This window comes from Sphingobium sp. V4, assembly GCF_029590555.1.
GTDB lineage: Bacteria > Pseudomonadota > Alphaproteobacteria > Sphingomonadales > Sphingomonadaceae > Sphingobium.
Genome location: NZ_CP081002.1, coordinates 577,606 through 595,195 on the forward strand (window position 1 = coordinate 577,606; position 17,590 = coordinate 595,195).

General features: G+C 65.2%; 15 protein-coding genes. 13 read left to right on the forward strand and 2 right to left on the reverse strand.

The features are described from left to right. Positions 1 to 27: 27 nt before the first annotated feature. The 10 genes from K3M67_RS18345 to K3M67_RS18390 all read left to right on the forward strand — a co-directional run bounded on the left by K3M67_RS18345 (position 28) and on the right by K3M67_RS18390 (position 9,137). Positions 28 to 894, forward strand: coding sequence for a 2-dehydro-3-deoxygalactonokinase (locus tag K3M67_RS18345; protein ID WP_285833686.1), 867 nt, complete (start codon positions 28 to 30; stop codon positions 892 to 894). Next, entirely contained in the window at positions 891 to 1,523 is a 633-nt protein-coding gene (locus K3M67_RS18350; RefSeq protein WP_066854784.1) for a 2-dehydro-3-deoxy-6-phosphogalactonate aldolase, read from the forward strand. Before K3M67_RS18345 ends, K3M67_RS18350 begins: the two co-directional genes overlap by 4 nt. Positions 1,524 to 1,658: 135 nt before the next feature. Continuing rightward, a complete protein-coding gene (locus K3M67_RS18355; RefSeq protein ID WP_285833687.1) occupies positions 1,659 to 2,753 on the forward strand; it encodes an endonuclease/exonuclease/phosphatase family protein in 1,095 nt (364 codons plus the stop codon). Then, a complete protein-coding gene (locus K3M67_RS18360) occupies positions 2,750 to 3,454 on the forward strand; it encodes a hypothetical protein (protein ID WP_285833688.1) in 705 nt (234 codons plus the stop codon). Before K3M67_RS18355 ends, K3M67_RS18360 begins: the two co-directional genes overlap by 4 nt. 59 nt (positions 3,455 to 3,513) lie before the next feature. Continuing rightward, the gene (locus K3M67_RS18365) at positions 3,514 to 3,909 is read left to right on the forward strand and encodes a hypothetical protein (RefSeq protein ID WP_285833689.1); all 396 of its coding nucleotides are present in this window, start codon (positions 3,514 to 3,516) and stop codon (positions 3,907 to 3,909) included. Positions 3,910 to 3,970: 61 nt separating this feature from the next. Further along, on the forward strand, positions 3,971 to 4,792 hold the full coding sequence (locus tag K3M67_RS18370; protein WP_232313608.1) for a YncE family protein: 822 nt from the start codon (positions 3,971 to 3,973) through the stop codon (positions 4,790 to 4,792). Between the two features lie 104 nt (positions 4,793 to 4,896). Continuing rightward, on the forward strand, positions 4,897 to 6,999 hold the full coding sequence (locus K3M67_RS18375; protein WP_285833690.1) for a TonB-dependent siderophore receptor: 2,103 nt from the start codon (positions 4,897 to 4,899) through the stop codon (positions 6,997 to 6,999). A gap of 4 nt (positions 7,000 to 7,003) precedes the next feature. Beyond that, positions 7,004 to 7,309, forward strand: coding sequence for a ketohydroxyglutarate aldolase (locus K3M67_RS18380; protein ID WP_285833691.1), 306 nt, complete (start codon positions 7,004 to 7,006; stop codon positions 7,307 to 7,309). After that, entirely contained in the window at positions 7,306 to 8,814 is a 1,509-nt protein-coding gene (locus tag K3M67_RS18385) for a PepSY-associated TM helix domain-containing protein (protein ID WP_285833692.1), read from the forward strand. The genes K3M67_RS18380 and K3M67_RS18385 overlap by 4 nt, the downstream gene beginning before the upstream one ends. Then, positions 8,811 to 9,137, forward strand: coding sequence for a DUF3325 domain-containing protein (locus K3M67_RS18390; protein WP_066854796.1), 327 nt, complete (start codon positions 8,811 to 8,813; stop codon positions 9,135 to 9,137). Before K3M67_RS18385 ends, K3M67_RS18390 begins: the two co-directional genes overlap by 4 nt. 3 nt (positions 9,138 to 9,140) lie before the next feature. Here the strand turns inward: K3M67_RS18390 and K3M67_RS18395 are convergent, their stop codons facing one another. Both K3M67_RS18395 and K3M67_RS18400 read right to left on the reverse strand, forming a co-directional pair. Beyond that, a complete protein-coding gene (locus K3M67_RS18395; RefSeq protein ID WP_066854798.1) occupies positions 9,141 to 10,505 on the reverse strand; it encodes an ATP-binding protein in 1,365 nt (454 codons plus the stop codon). Next, positions 10,502 to 11,230, reverse strand: a complete 729-nt coding sequence (locus tag K3M67_RS18400) for a response regulator transcription factor (RefSeq protein WP_066854801.1) — start codon at positions 11,228 to 11,230, stop codon at positions 10,502 to 10,504. Before K3M67_RS18400 ends, K3M67_RS18395 begins: the two co-directional genes overlap by 4 nt. A gap of 355 nt (positions 11,231 to 11,585) precedes the next feature. Here K3M67_RS18400 and K3M67_RS18405 point away from each other — a divergent pair, with 355 nt between their 5' ends. Genes K3M67_RS18405 through K3M67_RS18415 form a run of 3 tightly spaced genes read left to right on the forward strand, consistent with a single transcriptional unit; the run spans position 11,586 to position 17,243 of the window. Continuing rightward, entirely contained in the window at positions 11,586 to 12,719 is a 1,134-nt protein-coding gene (locus K3M67_RS18405) for an efflux RND transporter periplasmic adaptor subunit (protein WP_285833693.1), read from the forward strand. A gap of 10 nt (positions 12,720 to 12,729) precedes the next feature. Further along, a complete protein-coding gene (locus tag K3M67_RS18410) occupies positions 12,730 to 15,882 on the forward strand; it encodes an efflux RND transporter permease subunit (protein ID WP_285833694.1) in 3,153 nt (1,050 codons plus the stop codon). After that, positions 15,879 to 17,243, forward strand: a complete 1,365-nt coding sequence (locus K3M67_RS18415) for an efflux transporter outer membrane subunit (RefSeq protein WP_285833695.1) — start codon at positions 15,879 to 15,881, stop codon at positions 17,241 to 17,243. Before K3M67_RS18410 ends, K3M67_RS18415 begins: the two co-directional genes overlap by 4 nt. Positions 17,244 to 17,590: the final 347 nt, after the last annotated feature.

Genomic DNA, 17,590 nt, shown 5'->3' on the forward strand with positions numbered 1-17,590 from the left:
ATCGCCGCTCCGATATACTCGGACAATATGGGGCAGCAGACTTTCATCGCCGTCGACTGGGGCACGACCAATCGCCGCGCCTATCGGATCGAGAATGGCGTGGTTGTGGAGACCGAGCGGGATTCGCTGGGGGTGACCGCGGTGCCGTCCGGAGGCTTTGAAGCGGAGGTCATTCGGCTGCGTGGCCGTCATGGCGGCGCGCCCGTCCTGCTCGCGGGGATGGTCGGTTCCAATCGGGGCTGGGTCGACGCGGGCTATGTACCGACGCCCGCGACGCTGGACTCATTGGCCGCCGCTGTCGTGAAACCAATGGAGGACGTGCTCATCATCCCCGGCGTCCGGCATGTGGCGGAAGGGCGCGGCGACGTGATGCGGGGCGAGGAGGTTCAGCTGCTCGGCGCGCTCGCCGCCGGTCTGGCCCCCGCTGACGCTCTGCTCTGCCAGCCCGGCACCCATTGCAAATGGGCCTGGATGGAGGACGGAGCCCTGTCCGCCTTCGTCACCGCGATGACCGGCGAGATGTTCGCGCTGCTCAAGAATCATGCCCTGATCGGCCAGGAAATGACCGGCGAGGTCACGCCTGGCGACGCTTTTGTCGAAGGCGTCCGGGAAGCGGCGCGCGGCGACCTGCTCGCGTCACTGTTCGGCGTGCGCCCCGCCAGCCTGCTCGGCCTTCGCGATCGCGCGGATGCAGCCGCCTTCGTCAGTGGATTACTGATCGGCGCAGACTGCGCCGCACATGCCGGCACGGGCGAAGTCCACCTGCTCGCCGATCCGGCGCTCGGCGCCCTTTATGGCCGGGCCATCACCGAGCTGGGCGGCACGCCGCTGCCGGTCGACAGCCATGCGGCCTTCGTCGCCGGCGCGACCCGCCTTTGGGAGTATCTGTCATGAGTCTCGATTTCGCCACCGCCTTCGCCCGCTGCCCCCTGGTCGCGATCCTGCGCGGCGTCCGCCCCGACGAGGTCGAGGCGATCGGCGACGAACTGGTCGCGGCCGGCTTCACGCTGATCGAAGTGCCGATGAACTCGCCCGATCCGCTCGACAGCATCGGCCGGCTCGCGCGCCGTTTCGGCGGGCAGGCACTGGTCGGCGCAGGCACAGTGCTGACGACCGTGCAGGTCGGGCAGGTGCAGGACGTGGGCGGACAACTCGTGATTTCCCCCAACAGCGATGTCGCCGTCATCGCCGCGACCGTCCGGGCAGGCATGATCTCCATGCCAGGCTATTTCACCCCGACCGAAGGGTTCGCCGCGGTCCAGGCGGGCGCCACAGCCCTCAAACTCTTTCCCGCCGAAGCCGCCAGCCCCTCCGTTCTCAAGGCACAACGCGCCGTCCTGCCCAAGGCGCTGCCGATGCTGGTCGTGGGCGGGATCAACCCCGGCAATATGCGGCCTTGGACCGAAGCGGGCGCAAATGGATTCGGTCTTGGTTCCGCCCTCTACAAACCCGGCGCCACCGCCCAGCAGGTCGGGGAAGCAGCGCGAGCCTTCATAACTGGCTGGAAAGACTTGCACGACTGAGAAGGCCCCGGTCTTCATGACAGCGCCGCGTCTTTTTCGTGAAGCGGTCCGACCCTGAACTTTCATCGCCCTGCCGCTTTAGTTTCGCGGTCATGACCTATTGCCGCGCTAGGCGCTTCGGCGGGGGTCTTGATCATGCTGAAGCCATTGCGCGCATTCCTGTTCGCGAGCCTGACGGTGATGGCGGCAACCGGTTCCACCGGTAGCCGCCCCGTCGCCTATTCCGCCCTTGACGGGCTGAACGCGGTCGCGCCAGCCGACGGTCGCCTGTCGGTGATGACCTATAATGTGCAGGGCCTGCCCTGGCCGATCGCCTGGGGACGGGACGAAGCGCTGGCAAAAATCGGCGATCGACTGGCCACCCTGCGCCGTGAGCGGCGACAGCCCCATATCGTCCTGCTTCAGGAAGCCTTCACGAGCGAGGCCGCCGCGATCGCGCGGCGCGCCGGATATGTGCATGTCGCAATCGGTCCGGATGCGGCAATGGCCGACGGTCTGCCGGCGACGAGACTCGATCGCGCCTATATCGCCAATGGGCGGTGGGAGCGGGGCGAGGGCATCGGCAAGCGCCTGGGCAGCGGACTTCTGATCCTGTCCGACTATCCGATCTTGGGGCAGGCGCGCATGGCCTTTCCCGCCTTCGCCTGCGCCGGGTTCGACTGCCTCGCCAACAAGGGCACGCTGATCGCGCATCTCGCCGTACCGGGCTTCGCCGAGCCGGTAAGCGTCGTCAACACCCATCTCAATGCGCGCAAGGCCTCCGGCGTGTCCATCGCCCGTTCGCAGCACGCATTTGCGCGACAGGTGATGCTGCTGGCCGACTTCGTGCGGAGCCATGTGCCGCAGGGCCGCACCCTCATCCTGGGCGGAGACATGAACATCGGCGGCGACCCGGCGCGCAATGCCGCGTTTTTTGGCCAATGGGCGCCTATGGGACATAGGTTCGTCACCCCCGCCCTGGGCGGCATAAGGCAAGCCCTGACCATGCCCGCCCGGATCGACCGCGACGCGCTTAACGCTTCGGCCGAACGCGCGAAGGACTGGCTGTTCGCCCGCGACGCCAGCGGCCGCCCCATGGATGTCGCGCAAGCAACAGTTCCGTTCGGCAACGAAGCTGACGGCCGACCGCTGTCCGACCATTATGGCTATGTCCTGACCTATGCTCCGACCGGTCAACCGGAGGAGAAGACAGTCCGCCTGGCTGCGCTTGGCGGAAAGGCGATGCCATGAAAGGCCTTCTGACGGGCCTCGCCCTCCTGCCCTGCCTCTGCCCGAAAGCACAGGCACAGATCCACTCGATCGACCAGACCCCGCGCTTCACGCTGAAGCCGCCGGTGCGGCTGACGCTGCTGACGGCGCCGGCAGAACCCCGCGGGCCGCGACCGTTCAGCCTCGCCCAAGCCGCGCCGACGCGCGACGAGGCTGCGGTCCTCCTCGGCGTCGCCCGCCAGACGATGCAATTTTCGCAACAGCGCGAAAGTGGAGCCCGCGCCCCGTTGCCGCTTGCCGGGCACCTCTCGCGCACCCGCGTCCGCACGATCCGTATCGAAGGCCTGCTGCCCGTGGACGATCGCGCCAGCTTCCGCCTTGGCTGGTCCGGCGCCAAATATAGCAACCGCAACGCCAATGTGACCGCCGCCTACAGCAATGCCAATCTGCGCGCCAAGGACTGGTTACAGCCACACGCCGCGCTGCACTGGACGGCAACGAAAAATCTGTGGCTGCGCGCCGCCTATGATGAAAGCTTGCGCGCCTACGCCGATGTCGGCATGAGCGGTCCGCTGGGACTGAGGCGCGAGGATTTCCGGCAGTTACAGGACCGACTACGGCCCGAACGCCATCGCCGCATGACGATCGGCGCCGGATGGAGCGCGGCGCCGGGCTTCCGCGTGGCGCTTGAGTCCATCGTGGCCGGCTCGACGACCGGCTGACATTCGCAGAGGGAAGCGCCCTTCCCGTCAACCATGGATCGGCCAAGCTGCTGGGGGGCATGATGACGGCCGCACACCAGGTGGCGCCCTCTATCGGCTGGTCCCTGCGCTACAGCCATGCCCGTGTCGAACAGTTGGATGGCGACGTCGCGCAGGAACGCCGCCTGGCGGGCGAAGGCTATTGGCAGGTCGGCGCCTGGCGCGCCAGCCTGAGCGCCGCGCACACCAGTGCCGCTGCCCTGATTGACCCGGGCGCGGCCTCTGATCGCGCCATCCGTCTGTCGGCGGCGGTCAGCTTCCAGCCCCCCTCCCTGCCTGGGCTGGCCGTCGGCCTGCGCATCGCCGATCCCGACCGGCTGGCGAGCAGCGCCTTTTTGGCGCCAGACGCCCCGCTCGGCCTGCGCGCGCAGGATCAGGCGCGCGGCCTCTTGCTGTCCGCCAGCCTCCTGTGGTGAACGCCATTTTTCTGTAGTATTGACGCCCTATCGCTGCCCGCTCCATCATCGGAGCCGTACCATGACGCAGCGCACGATCTTTCTTCTTGCTATCGCTGCAAGCCTTGGCCTGTCGGCGATGGCAGTCGCGCAGGATGGCGCTGACGTCCCTTTGCCTGCTCCCGCTCCCATATTGATCCGCTTGGCCGCGCCCGAGGCGAACCAGGGCGTCGCTTCGGACGGAAGCCATGTCTATGCGATCGACAATGACCGGATCGGCAAATATCGCATCGCCGATGGCAAACGGATAGCGGCCTGGCAGGGCGAGCGCCGCCTGTTTCCGCACATGAACAGTTGCACCATCGTCGGGCATGAACTGGTCTGCGCCGCATCTAACTATCCCGCCGTGCCCCAGACCAGCGCGGTCGAGATATTCGACACCCGCACCCTGCGTCACCTGCGCACTTTGAGCCTCGGCCTTGGACCCGGATCGCTGACCGTAATGGACCGCCATGCCGGCAAATGGTGGGCGGTCTTTGCCAATTATGCGGGCAAGGGCGGTGAAGCAGGCCGCGACCATCGCTACACGCTGCTGGTGCGGATGGACGACCACTTCCGGCAGGAGGCAGCCTGGACCTTTCCTGCCGCCGTGCTGGCGCGCTTCGCCCCGAAGAGTTGCTCCGGCATGAGCTGGAGCAGCGAAGGACGCCTGTACGTCACGGGCCATGACCGGCCGGAAATCTACGAACTGGCGCTGCCCGACGCCGGATCGACACTGGAGTTGCGGCGCACGATCGGCTTCGCCTCGCCCGGTCAGGCCATCGACTGGGATCCGGCGGCAAAGGACCTGCTCTGGTCGATCGACCGGAGCCGGGGGGACATGATCGGCAGTCGCGTAAGATGAAAGACGATAGCCAGGACCATCTTCCGTAAATTGCTAATGCGATTGACTCGCATTGCTAAAACCCTCTAACGGGCGCGCAAGTCGCATCCGAAAAGGGGAATCACATGCACCGCCACCTGCACCATCTCTTGCTTGCTGGCGTTGTCGCCATCCTACCGGCCGGATCGGCGCTGGCGGCAGCCCCGGCGGACGCCGACGCGGGCGCGGTCGATGATTCCACCATCATCGTCACCGGCGCCGGCAATCAGGCGAGCAGTTCGGCAACGGGCCTGTCCCTCACCTTGCGCGAAACGCCGCAGTCGGTCAGCATCATCAGTCGCGAACGGATCGAGGATTTCGCGCTCACCAATATCAACGACCTGCTCTCCCAGGCCGTCGGCATCAATGTCGAGCGGGTCGAGACGGACCGCACCTATTATAACGCACGCGGTTTCGACATCACCAATTTCCAACTGGATGGCATCGGCCTGCCACTGATCTGGGGCATCCAATATGGCGACCTCGATACCGCCTTGTTCGAAAATGTGGAAACCATCCGCGGCGCCAATGCCCTTCTGACCGGAGTGGGCAATCCGTCGGCAACGATCAATTATGTGCGCAAGCGCCCGCTGGACCATTTCCAGGCCAATGGCTCCGTTCAGCTCGGTTCCTGGAATCTGTGGCGTGCTGAAGCCGACATGTCCGCGCCGCTCAGCGAAACGGTCGCTGTCCGCGTGACCTACGCCCATCAGGAGCGCGACTCCTACCTCGACTATAACCGCAATAATCGCGACGTGATGAGCGGGATCATCAGTTGGCAGGTAACGCCGCAGCTCAAGGCGACGGCCGGCTACAGCCGCCAGGAGAATGAAAGCGACGGCGTGCTCTGGGGCGCGCTGCCGCTGGTCTATAACGATGGAAGCCGGATCGACCATGCTCGATCGGCATCCACTTCGGCGGACTGGACCTATTGGGACACGATCGACACGACCGCCTTTGCCGAACTGGCCTACGCCTTCGACAATGGCTGGTCGATGAAGGGCGTGTTTACCTACAAGCGGTTCGAAGAGGATGCGAAGCTGCTCTATGCCTATGGCGCGCCTGATGCCGATACCGGGCTGGGCGTCTATGGCATGGCGGGCGCCTATCCAGCCGACTACAAGCAATATCTGGGCGATTTCTATGCATCCGGGCCGGTCAGCCTGTTCGGTCGCGAGCATAGCCTGGCCTTCGGCCTGTCCACCGCCAAGCGCGATGGGTGGGAATGGTCGGCCCTGTCCAGCGCGCTGGTCGCCTATCCAACTGTCAGCCAGTGGGACGAGGGGTTGATTGCAGAACCAAGCTTTCCCGACGCCTATCTGGCAGCGCGGAGTACCGACAGGCTGACCCGCGCCTATGGCGCCGCACACCTCAACCTGGCCGACAATCTCAAGGCCGTGGTCGGCGCCAGCGCCATGTGGCTCAAATCCACCGGTTACAGCTACGGCAGCGATCTCTATCGCAAGGACAGCAAGGTCAGCCCCTATGCCGGCCTGGTCGCCGACCTGACATCCAACATCTCGCTTTATGCCAGCTATACCGACATCTATAACCCGCAGACGCAGGTCGACGTTAACAATGTCCGGCTCGATCCGGCCAAGGGCACCAGCGTCGAGGCGGGCGTAAAGAGCGAGTGGCTGGGAGGCAAGCTCTACGCCACCGCTGCCGTCTTCCGCGCAAAGCAGAAGGGGCTTGCGGAATATGCCGGCGTGTTCGGTGCGGATGGTGCTGGACAGGCGGGCGACAGCTATTATCGCGGCGTCGATACCACCTCCAAGGGGTTCGAGTTGGAGATGACAGGCCATATCACCGAAAACTGGTCGCTGAGCGGCGGCTACACCTGGCTCGATATCGAGGATCAGGACGGCAAGGATACGCGCACCTGGCTACCGACCCGGACGTTGAAGCTGTCCAGCACCTACAATGTGCCGCAGTTCAACGATCTGAAGCTGGGCGCTCAACTGCGCTGGCAGAACGCTATTCGCAGCGCGGTCGACGTGGGCACGTACCGGCAGAAGGGTTATGCGGTACTCGATCTGATGGCCGGCATCCGCGTGGTCGATCATGTCCGCGCCAGCGTCAATGTCCGCAACGTAACCAACACCCGCCACCTCAACAGCCTGATGTGGGGACAGGCCTATTATGCGCCGCCACGCAACATATTGGCGACGCTCAGCGTGGAGTATTGATGGCATGGCGGCCGGGCTGAAGCCGTATCGGCAGGGATGGCGCTATCGCGCCAATATCGCGCTGCGCATCCTGGCAGCGACGGTCGGCGCCTATCTGGTGACGGCGCTGGTCGCCATGCTGCTTGCCCGCACGCTGCCGATGAGCCGGGTGGAGGCCGTAACGAGTGGCACGATGATCGCCTATCTTGCCGCCCCGACCGTCACCATCTGGGCGTTCCTGGCGCGCAGCCCCTGGCGCGCGCTGGCGGGGGTTGCCCTGGCGGCCGGGTTGCTCGCGCTGGGGACGTGGGCGGCGGGACCGCCCGCATGAGTCCCGTCGCCGCCATGATACGCGACAGTGCGCGCCAATGTATGGCCTGGCTGCACGGCTGGACAGGGCTTCTGCTCGGCCATGTCCTCTTCATCATCTGCCTCACCGGCACACTGACGATATTCAAACCGGAAATCAGCCAGTGGATGCGCCCGGAAGCCCGGGCTGTGGCGTCGCCTGCAGAGGCGATCCTCGCCGCCACGCGCTGGCTCCAAGCCAATAGCAAGGACTCGACCGGCTGGTATCTGTCGGCGCCGGACGATCGGGCCAATATCGTCGAGGCCAGCTATGACAGCGACGGCGTCTACCGCACACAGGCGCTCGACCCGCAAACCGGCGCCCCGGTCGCGCGCGAAACTTTGGGCGGTGAATTTTTCTATCGCCTGCATTTCGAACTGGAACTGCCCTATCCCTGGGGGCGGCTGCTCGCCTCGCTCGCCGCGATGACGATGCTGGTTGCGCTCGTCACGGGGGTTATCGCCCACAAGCGCATCTTCAAGGACGTCTTCACCTTCCGGCCGTTCAAGGGGCAGCGTAGCTGGCTCGATGGACATAATGGCCTTGGCGTTCTGGCCATGCCCTTTCATATCATGATCACTTTCACCGGATTGCTGACCCTGGCCTCGCTCAACCTGCCCTGGGGCATGGCGGGTGCTTATGGCGAGGATATGGCGACAATGTACGCCGATCTGGCGCCGGGGTCCGTCACCCGCGCAGCAAGTGGAGAAAAGGCAGCGTTGGCGCCGCTTGCGCCAATGCTAACCACCGCACAGCGGCATTTCGGCGGTACGCCGATAGGCCGGGTCTATGTCTTCAACCCCGGCGACAAGGCCGCCGTCGTCACCGTCTACCCGTCGGACGCCGAGGCGATCGGCTATATGCCCGCCGAAATCAGTTTCGATGGCGCAACCGGCCACACCCTCAAGGCGTGGACCGAGACACGGACGGGCATCCGCACCTACCAGACCATCTACGGCCTCCACATGGCGCGCTTCGCGCCTTCGCTCACCCGCTGGCTCTATTTTCTCGGCGGCGCGATGCTGACGATGGCGATCGCGACCGGGATGGTCCTGTGGATCGTCAAGCGCCGTGAACGCGCACCGCTGTCGGTGGGCAACCGCATCCTCGAACGGCTAAATGTCGGCGTGCTGACGGGTGCGCCGATCGGAGCGGTCGCCTTCCTCATTGCCAATCGCTTGCTGCCGCTGGGCATCGTCGCCCGCGCGGAGACGGAAGTGTCCATCGCGCTGTGGACCAGCGGCGCAGCGTTGGCCCTGGGCATGGTTCTGCCGCCGGCAATCGGCTGGCCCGTGCTGCTGGGCGGGCTTGCCATTGGCTGCGTGTCGGCCGCGTTCCTCGGCCCCATCTGGCCAGACGGATGGCCGCTGGCGACCGTAAACCTGTTGCTGCTGGGTGTCGCGCTGGCTCTGCTGCCGGTCATCCGCCGCCAGGTGCAGCGCAAGCGCCCGCCGGCACCGACACGACGCAGGGCCGTGGCGACATGATCGCGAGCGCGGGCTTCCTCTACCTGGGCCTTTTCGCCTTGGCCGCCAGCATGGATCGGCATCGGCGGACACTGGCTGGACCGTGGCACCGCCCCCCGGTCGCTCCGCTGCTTGCACCGACCGGATGGTGCCTGCTCGGCCTCTCGCTGCTCAGCATCGCGCCCGGCTGGCATGGCGGCATCGGGCTGGTCAACTGGTGCGGACTGCTGCCGCTGGTGGCCGGGATCATGATGCTCGGCCTGACCTACCGCCCCGAATGGCTGCGACCGGGCCTAGTCGTTGCGCTGCTACTGATCGCGGCCGGCGCAATGCTTCGCGCCTGACCGTCATTCCTTCATGTCGATGGTAGCGACGACGCCGCCATCCGTGGCATTGCGCAGCCGTACCGCAGCCTCGAAGCTCATAGCCAGCGACCGGGCGATGGTGAGGCCGATACCCGTGCCATGTCGTCCACCCGGCTGGCCGCTCGGCCCGCGCGTGAACGGCTCGAACATCTGGTCTATCTGATCGGCGGGGATGCCGGGTCCATGGTCGCGCACCTGAATGAGAAGCCGCCCGCCAGCCCGCGCGCAATTGATGTCGGCGCTGCCCCCATATTTGACGGCATTGTCGACCAGATTGGCAATGCAGCGACTGAGCGCATTGGGCTTGACCCGCACCGACCCGCCGCAGCCCCCGGTAAAGCGTACCGGCGCGCCCAGATCCTGCGCATCCTCGACCATGCTCGCAAGGAGCGAGTCGATGTCGACCATCGACCATTCCTCCCGCGATTCCGCGCTGCTGGCAAGGTCGAGCCCCTCGCGCACCAAGGTCAGCATCGCATGATGATCGGCCAGCAACCGCTCACGCAGTTCGACATTTTCCACCAGTTCCAGCCGCAGCCGCATCCGCGTCAGCGGCGTCTGGAGGTCATGGCTGATCGCCGCGAGCAATTGCGTCCGCTCGGCAAAGCCGGCGCGGGCGCGGCGCTGCATAAGGTTGAAGGTCGACAAGGCGGCACGTACTTCCTCCGGGCCGGTTTCCGGCACGTCCTGCGGATCGAGCGACAGGGAGAAAGCCTCCGCGGCGCGTTCCAGCCGGCGCAGCGGCTTGGCCACGAAGCGCGCAACCAATATCCCCAGCCCGGCCGAAGCGGCGATAATGACCAGCAGATAGAGCGGGTTGAAGATGGTGCTGGGCGGTTTGGCGATGCGGGGGAAGGTCAGTGCCATTGCGCGCCGCTGTCCGCCAATATCGGTGAAGCGCACGATCCAGCAATCCGGGCGCGGCGCGTCTACCAGGCCGGCAGCCCGGTCCTTCCGGTCATTCGGGGGGAAGCACAGGCCAACGGGAACCTGTCCGGCTTCGGGCTGCGACTGTATCCCGAACCGCTCCTTCAGCGACGCTTCAAGATCGGCATCCGGGTTGCTGAGCGATACGCCATCGGGCGCGGGATAGGCGCCGACGATATTGTGCGTGGCCATCATCGCTTCCACCCGCGCCGGATCGCGGCGCAGCCTGGCGGCGATATCGACCGCACTCGCCACCACGCGCTGTCGTCGCACGCGTTCGAAGTCGTGATGGCGCGTCTGCTCCGCAACCAGCAACGCGATGATCGCCGCGACCGACATGCCGAGCGTAAGGATCAGAAAGATCTGGCCGGCCATGGTTCCGAAAAAGGCGCGCACGCGGGCAATCGGCCGCATCTTCATGTATAGTCGACCCCGCTTGCCAGCACATATCCCTCGCCGCGCACGGTCAGGATCAGTTCGTCGCCGCCGGCCACCCCGGCCAGCTTCTGCCGCAGCCTGCTCACCTGCAGGTCGATCGACCGATCGAAAGCGGCCGTTGCGCGCCGTTCGGGAAGCAAGGTCTCGCGCGCGAGGACGACATTGGGCTCCTCGATGAAGCGACTGAGCAGGCGGAACTCCGCCGACGACAGCATCACGAGACGATCGTCGGGCGCGACCAGCCGGCGCTGCTGCAGATCGAGCCGCCATGGACCGAAATGGGCATAGCGCATCGTGCCGCCACGCGGCGCAGGCTCGCTGCGTGCACGCCGCAACAGGTTGCGGATACGCACCAGCAATTCGCGCGGCTCGAACGGCTTGGTCAGATAATCGTCGGCGCCCAATTCCAGTCCCAGCACCCGATCGATCGCGCTGCCGCGCGCGGTAACCATGATGATCTGCACCTCGGCTCCTTCGGCCCGCAGTTCGCGACAGAGCAAAAGGCCATCGCCATCGGGGAGGTTGAGGTCCAGCACGATCAGATCGACCGGATGTTCACGCAGCGTCTGGCGCAGTTCGGCCAGGCTGGAGGCTGACAAAAGCCTGTAATTTTCCTGCTGCAGCTGCCCGACGATGAGTTCGCGTATATCCGCATCATCATCGACCACCAGCACGGTGGCGGGCCGGGTAAGGGATGAGTCCACCATGACGTCTTCCTAGCGGATCATTCGCCGAAAGTCTGCGCCGCGTCACGCGCGATACAGGCTGATACAAAGCGATACGAAGGATATATGGGCCGCAACAGGTCGACCCAATCCGAAAACAAGTCAGGCTATGACGTGACGGGCAAAATGGTGATGAGAGGCTGTCGGCTTCCCTCCGCCGACGCAAAGCGGAGCCCTTGCGATGACCTTCCAGCCAATCCGGCCGGAAACCCATGACGGAAAGTCCGGATCGCCGGCGCACACACCCTCCCCCCTGTGCGCCCGATCCGCCCTCCTTCCGTTCCGGGTGGCATCGCAGGGGCCCGTAAGGCGCGCGCCAAGGACCGATATCCATACCATGCCGATCTCCAATCCTTTCCTGAGCCTTCGGGTCGCACCGATTGCCTTGTCCATGCTGCTTGCCGCATGTGGCCAGCAACAGGCTCCCAGGAAAGGACCGGTGGAAGTCGGCATCGTGACGCTCGCTACACAGAATGTCACCGTGGCGAGCGAGTTGCCGGGCCGGACCGTCTCCACGATGATGTCGGAAGTCCGGCCCCAGGTCGCAGGGGTCATCCAGCAGCGCCTCTTCACCGAAGGATCGATGGTGAACGCCGGTCAGCCGCTATATCGGATCGACCAGCGCCTCTACCGCGCCTCCCGCGACGAGGCACTCGCAACGCTCGCCAGCGCCGAGGCGACCGCCGCCGCCGCGCAGGCCAAGGCACAGCGCTATCGTAGCCTGGGCGCGACCGAAGCCGTCAGCGCGCAGGATCGCGACGATGTGATCGCGACCGCGCGCCAGGCTGCGGCGGCGGTGCAGCAGGCCAGGGCCAGCCTCCAGACGAGCAATGTGAACCTCGAGTTCACGCTGGTTCGCGCGCCGATCAGCGGCCGGATCGGCCGCACGCTCTTCACCCCTGGCGCGCTGGTGACGGCAAGCCAAACAGACCCGCTGACCACCATCCAGCAGCTCGACCCCATCTATGTCGACGTCACCCAGTCCAGCGCGCAGTTGCTGCAATTGCGACGCTCGCTCGCGGCAGGCACGACGCTGCCTGCCAGCGCGACCATCCGCCTCAAGCTGGACGACGGCACCGATTATCCGCTGGAAGGCCGGATCGAGTTCGCCGAACCGATCGTCGACGTGAACAGCGGGACAGTGACGTTGCGCGCCCGCTTCCCGAATCCTGACGGACTGCTGTTGCCCGGCATGTTCGTGCGCGTCGTCGCGCCCCAATCGGTCGTTCCAGGCGCCATTCTCGCGCCCCAACAGGGCATCACGCGCGATCCCAAGGGCAATGCGACCGCGCTGGTCGTGAGCAAGGCGAACAAGGTCGAGCGCCGCACCGTCACCGCTGCGCAAGCGATCGGCGACAAGTGGCTCATCACCAGCGGACTGAAGGCTGGCGACAGGCTTATCGTGGAGGGCACCGACAAGGTGAAGCCCGACGACCAGGTCAAGCCGGTCGCCGTCGCGGCGTCGAAATAGGAGTCGCGCCTTGCTGAGCCGCTATTTCATCGACCGGCCGATCTTTGCCTGGGTCATCGCCATCGGCATCATGCTCGCCGGCCTCGGCTCGATGCTGTCGCTGCCTATTGCCCAATATCCCGACATCGCGCCACCCGGCGTGGGCATCAGTGCCACCTATCCCGGCGCCTCTGCCGAAACCGTTGAAACCAGCGTCACCCAGGTCATCGAACAGCAGCTGACCGGCATCGACGGCCTGATGTATTTTTCCTCCTCCTCGACGGCGACGGGCCAGTCTCGCATCACCGTCACCTTCGAGAAGGGGACTGACCCCGACACAGCTCAGGTGCAGGTCCAGAACCGGGTGCAGCAGGCGCTCAACCGGCTGCCCAACGCCGTGCAGCAGCAGGGGCTGACCGTCACCAAGCAACAGACCGACTTCCTGATGCTGGTCGGCCTCTATGATGAAACCGACACCGCGACCCAAGCCGACATAGCCGACTATCTGGTCAATAATTTCCAGGATTCCATCGCGCGCATCGACGGGATCGGCGCAACCCAGATTTTCGGCTCGCAATATGCGATGCGGATCTGGCTGGACCCCTACAAGCTGGCGGCCGTCAAGTTGATGCCGTCGGATGTCGAAACCGCGATCCGGGCACAGAATATCGAAGTGTCGGCCGGCCAGATCGGCGCCGATCCTGCCCCCGCGGGGCAGCAGATCAATGCGACCGTAACGGCGCGCGCGCGGCTCCAGACTCCCGAACAGTTCCGCAAGATCATCGTCAAGACGCAGAGCGACGGATCGATCGTCCATCTGTCGGACGTCGCGCGGGTCGAACTCGGCAACGAAAGCTACACCACCGCCGCGCGGCTCAACGGCCATCCGGCCTCAGGCATAGCACTGCAACTCGCGCCCGGCGCGGACGCGCTCAAGACCGCCGAACTGGTCAAGGCCAGGGTCGCGGAACTGTCCGCGGGCCTGCCCCATGGCTACAAGGTCGTCTTTCCGCGCGACACCACGCCGTTCATCAAGCTGTCGGTCGAGGAAGTCATCCAGACCCTGATCGAGGCCGTCGCCCTGGTCGTGGTGGTCATGTATGTTTTCCTCCAGAGCTGGCGCGCCACCCTCATTCCCGCCATCGCCGTGCCGGTCGTGCTGCTCGGCACCTTCGGCATTCTTGCGCTGTTCGGATATTCGATCAACACGTTGACCCTGTTCGGCATGGTGCTGTCCATCGGCCTGCTGGTCGACGACGCCATCGTCGTCGTCGAGAATGTCGAGCGCATCATGGAGGAGGAAGGGCTTTCCCCGCGTGACGCGACGATCAAGTCGATGACGGAAATCGGCAGTGCGCTGGTGGGCATTGCGCTCGTTCTTTCCGCCGTGTTGCTGCCGATGGCTTTCTTCGGCGGGTCTACCGGCGTCATTTATCGGCAATTCTCGATCACCATCATATCCTCGATGCTGCTCTCGGTGGTCGTCGCGCTGGTGCTATCGCCCGCCCTCTGCGCTACCTTGCTGAAGGCGTCGGCCGAGGAAAGACGGCACCAGGGCTGGGCGGGCAAGTTCAACCGCTGGTTCGAACGGATGACCGGTGGCTATATCCGCCGCACCGAACGGGTGATGACCCGGCGCACGCTGTTCTGGGGCTTTTATGTCGTCGTGCTGGCCGTGCTGGTCCTGCTCTTCGTAAGGCTGCCGTCCAGCTTCCTGCCCGTCGAGGATCAGGGCCAGGTGATGGTGCAGGTGACGCTGCCCGCCGGCGCCAAATCCGGCCGCACGGCCGCCGCGATCGACCAGGTGCAGAATTATTTCCTGAACGACGAGAAGGACAATGTCGCCTTCGCCTTCATCATGACGGGCTTCAGCTTCCAGGGTTCGGGCGAGAATGTCGGCCAAGGCTTCATCAACCTGGCACCATGGGACGACCGAAAGGGCGCAACCAACACCGCCGGCGCCATCGCCGGCCGCGCGACCAAGGAATTGGCAGCGATCCGCGATGCGAGAGTGCTGGCGATGACGCCGCCTTCCATCCGTGGGCTCGGCCAGTCCAACGGCTTCACCTTCGAACTGCTCAACAGCGGCGGCCTGAGCCGTGAACGCTTCCTCGAACTGCGCAACCAGTTGCTCGCCGCCGCGCAGAAGGACCCGATGCTGGCCGGTGTGCGGGCCGCATCCCTGGAGGACACCCCTCAGCTCAAGGTCGATGTCGATACCGAGAAACTGGCGGTCCTGGGTCTGACCCAGGCCGATGTCGACGATGTGCTGAGTTCGGCCTGGGGCAGCACCTATGTCAACGACTTCGTCGATCGCGGCCGGGTGAAGCGCGTCTACATGCAAGCCGATGCACCCTATCGGGCATTGCCGAGCGACCTCGACAACTGGATGGTACGTTCCAGCAGCACCGGCGAAATGGTGCCATTCTCCGCCTTCGCCACCACGCGCTGGACGATGGGACCGAGTACGGTGTCGCGCTTCAACGGCCTCTCTTCCTTCGAAATCCAGGGCCAGGCCGGCGACGGCGCCAGTTCGGGCGAGGCGATGGACCGGATGGTCGCGTTGCAGAAGCAGCTTCCTGCCGGAACCAGCTATGCGTGGAGCGGCCTGTCCTATCAGGAACAATTGTCCGGCGGCCAGGCTCCGCTGCTCTATGGCCTGTCGGTGCTGGTGGTCTTCCTTTGCCTCGCTGCTCTTTACGAAAGCTGGTCGATCCCGCTCGCGGTGCTGCTCGTGATTCCCCTGGGCCTGGTCGGCGCAGTCATCGCAGTGTGGGCGCGTGGGCTTGAAAACAATATCTTCTTCCAGGTGGGCCTGCTCACCACCATGGGGCTGGCCGCGAAGAATGCGATCCTGATCGTGGAATTTGCCGAATTGGCGCATCATGAAGGCAAAAATGCCTGGGATGCAGCGCTGGAGGCTGCGCGGCTGCGCTTCCGCCCGATCCTGATGACCAGCCTGGCCTTCATCGCCGGCGTGATCCCGCTCGCCATCGCCACCGGCGCGGGCGCGCAGAGCCGGGTCGCCATCGGCACTGCAGTGATCGGTGGCATGACGACGGCCACGGTGCTGGCCATCTTCTTCGTGCCGCTCTTCTTCCTCACCATCGCCCGCCTGTTCGGCGCCGACAAGCGTCAGGCTCCGCCTTCCGGCAAAGTGCCGGCCGCAGGAGTGCCGGCATGACGCGCACGCTTCTGCCGATTGGCGCCGCGCTCCTGCTGGCCGGCTGCAACATGGCTCCGCATTATCAACGCCCCGCCCCGCCGGTGCCTGCGACCTTGCCGACGGGGGCGGCCTACGCCGTCCGGCCCGATGGTCAAGCCGGACTGCCCTGGACGCAGCTGGTGCAGGAGGCCAGGCTCAGAACGGTGATCGAGCGGGCGCTGGCGAACAATCGCGACCTGCGCGCAGCGCTCGCCAACGTCCAGTCGGCCCGCGCTCAATATCGCGTCCAGCGCGCCGCCCAGTTGCCGACGCTCACCGCTGATGCGGCCGACGGGTTTGCCCGACAGAATGGCGCACGGCAGAACAGCTACAGCGCGGAGGTGGGCTTCAGCGCTTTCGAAATCGATCTGTTCGGCCGGGTCCGCAACCTGACGGAATCAGCGCTGGAAACTTATCTGGCGACCGAAGAGGGCGCGCGGTCGACCCGGATTACCCTGATTGCCGAAACGGCGGCGGCCTATGCGACCATGGCGGCGGATCAGGAGTTGCTGGCCCTCTCCCGCCAGACGCAAGCCAGCGCGCAGCGGACGCTCGACCTCACCCGCTCGCTGAACGCCGCAGGCCTTGCAGGCAAGCTGGACGTCCATCAGGCGGAAACCACGGTCGAACAAGCCGCTTCCGACGTAGCGGCCAATATCACGCAGGTGGCGCAGGACCGGAACGCGCTGGACCTTCTCGCCGGCGCGCCAGTTGAAGACGCGCTGCTCCCTGTTTCGCTCGACAGCCTGATCGCCGGCATCGCAAAGGTGCCGGCGGGCCTGTCTTCCACCATATTGCTCCAGCGGCCCGACGTGCTTCAGGCAGAACATCAGCTGAAGGCCGCAAATGCCGATGTCGGCGCGGCGCGCGCGGCGATATTCCCGAAGATCAGCCTCACTTCGGCGATCGGCGTAGCCAGTTCCGCGCTCTCCGCGCTGTTCACAGGTGACGCCTTCGCCTGGTCGGCCAGTCCGTCCGCCAGCCTGCCGATCTTCGGCGGCCCCAACCGCGGCAATCTCGACTATAGCAAGGCGCAGCGCGACCTTGCCCTCGCCCAATATGAGAAGGCGATCCAGACCGCCTTCCAGGAGGTGGCAGACGCGCTGGCGCGGGACGGAACGATCGACGCACAACAGTCGGCGCAGCGACGACTGGTGGCGGCGAGCGGCCGCGCCTATGATCTGGCCGACCAGCGCTATCGTGCCGGGATCGACACGTTCCTGACGGCACTCACCAGCCAGCGAACCCTCTACGGAGCGCGTCAATCGGCGATCGCGACGGACCTGGCGCTGGTGAGCAACCGCATCCTGCTCTACCGCGTCATCGGTGCGGATCAATAGCTCACTCTTCTCCCGGCAATTTGGTCAAGATCAGGCGCGCGCATGAAGCCGTACTGCGCCGTATCATTTGACTGCCCCCTATTTCTCCCCCTTCCCGTCCCGTGCGCCCATGCTATGATCGGGTGAATAAGAGGATGGAGAGGGCCATGCTGTTTCTGGCACGGTGTCTGGACTGGATTTGCAACGCCTTCGCGTCTGGAGCGCAGGACGAACTGCGCCTCAACCAATTGATCTGCCCACTCACCAGGCGTAATTCGCACGCCGATGACGCGGCGCAACGACGTTGATCCCATCGCGACCAGCAGTTTAGACTTTTCGGCGCTACCGCCACGAGCGTGGCTGATCAT

Excerpts from the sequence above, each read along its gene's own strand:
- K3M67_RS18365 (WP_285833689.1), top strand. The coding sequence starts at position 3,514 with ATGATGACGGCCGCACACCAGGTGGCGCCCTCTATCGGCTGGTCCCTG.
- K3M67_RS18350 (WP_066854784.1), top strand. The coding sequence starts at position 891 with ATGAGTCTCGATTTCGCCACCGCCTTCGCCCGCTGCCCCCTGGTCGCG.
- K3M67_RS18385 (WP_285833692.1), top strand. The coding sequence starts at position 7,306 with ATGAGTCCCGTCGCCGCCATGATACGCGACAGTGCGCGCCAATGTATG.
- K3M67_RS18390 (WP_066854796.1), top strand. The coding sequence starts at position 8,811 with ATGATCGCGAGCGCGGGCTTCCTCTACCTGGGCCTTTTCGCCTTGGCC.
- K3M67_RS18355 (WP_285833687.1), top strand. The coding sequence starts at position 1,659 with ATGCTGAAGCCATTGCGCGCATTCCTGTTCGCGAGCCTGACGGTGATG.
- K3M67_RS18405 (WP_285833693.1), top strand. The coding sequence starts at position 11,586 with ATGCCGATCTCCAATCCTTTCCTGAGCCTTCGGGTCGCACCGATTGCC.
- K3M67_RS18370 (WP_232313608.1), top strand. The coding sequence starts at position 3,971 with ATGACGCAGCGCACGATCTTTCTTCTTGCTATCGCTGCAAGCCTTGGC.
- K3M67_RS18400 (WP_066854801.1), bottom strand. The coding sequence starts at position 11,230 with ATGGTGGACTCATCCCTTACCCGGCCCGCCACCGTGCTGGTGGTCGAT.
- K3M67_RS18360 (WP_285833688.1), top strand. The coding sequence starts at position 2,750 with ATGAAAGGCCTTCTGACGGGCCTCGCCCTCCTGCCCTGCCTCTGCCCG.
- K3M67_RS18380 (WP_285833691.1), top strand. The coding sequence starts at position 7,004 with ATGGCGGCCGGGCTGAAGCCGTATCGGCAGGGATGGCGCTATCGCGCC.
- K3M67_RS18345 (WP_285833686.1), top strand. The coding sequence starts at position 28 with ATGGGGCAGCAGACTTTCATCGCCGTCGACTGGGGCACGACCAATCGC.
- K3M67_RS18375 (WP_285833690.1), top strand. The coding sequence starts at position 4,897 with ATGCACCGCCACCTGCACCATCTCTTGCTTGCTGGCGTTGTCGCCATC.
- K3M67_RS18415 (WP_285833695.1), top strand. The coding sequence starts at position 15,879 with ATGACGCGCACGCTTCTGCCGATTGGCGCCGCGCTCCTGCTGGCCGGC.
- K3M67_RS18395 (WP_066854798.1), bottom strand. The coding sequence starts at position 10,505 with ATGAAGATGCGGCCGATTGCCCGCGTGCGCGCCTTTTTCGGAACCATG.